This window comes from Massilia sp. 05N420, from assembly GCF_056397205.1.
Window position 1 is genome coordinate 1 of the sequence record NZ_JBFTMX010000124.1, and the last position, 585, is coordinate 585.

The following is a 585-nucleotide window of genomic DNA, read 5'->3' on the forward strand; positions in this document are numbered from 1 at the left end:
GTGCAAATACTTGTCCGCGACAACAATGTCGATCAGGCGCTTCGCCTTCTCAAAAAGAAGCTGCAGCGGGAAGGTATCCTTCGCGAAATGCGCCAACGAGAACATTATGAGAAGCCATCGGTCAAGCGCGCCCGTGAAAAGGCGGAAGGTGTCCGTCGCTCGCGCAAGCTCGCCAAGAAAAAGCTGGATCGAGAAATGGGCGTTGTACCAGTGAAGAAGCGGCCTGCTAAATAGTCGCAAGTGCGCTATGTGGAGCGGAATCTACAGGCGCTGATCAGCAAAAATATCAACCTTCCGGCACTGACGTCCAGTAAACCGCGAAGCAGCGCTAGTTTCTACTCGTATATCTCCCGCCTCACCAGATTCTGCCTGGACACACATGGTTTAGGTGACGGGCGGTGTAATGATGCGGTGACCACCCGCAAAACCGCTCGGTCGCTACAGCGCGTTGGAAGACGCGTTAGCCAGCGACTTTGTACCGTCAAGCTGACCATTCGCTGCCTTCAGAGCAAGTAGCGGCTTCGCCGCCGAAGCGGGCTTTGTACTAACCGCGAAACGGGCAGGTATCCGCAAGGGCCTTCCGGC

The 585-nt window shown here is 55.9% G+C and carries 1 protein-coding gene; it reads left to right on the plus strand.

What is annotated here, in order from left to right; translation table 11 throughout:
• On the plus strand, positions 1-234 hold a 234-nt coding region (gene rpsU / locus AC1DIX_RS27580), incomplete at its 5' end, for a 30S ribosomal protein S21 (protein ID WP_477328512.1).
• Between the last annotated feature and the right edge of the window lie 351 nt (positions 235-585).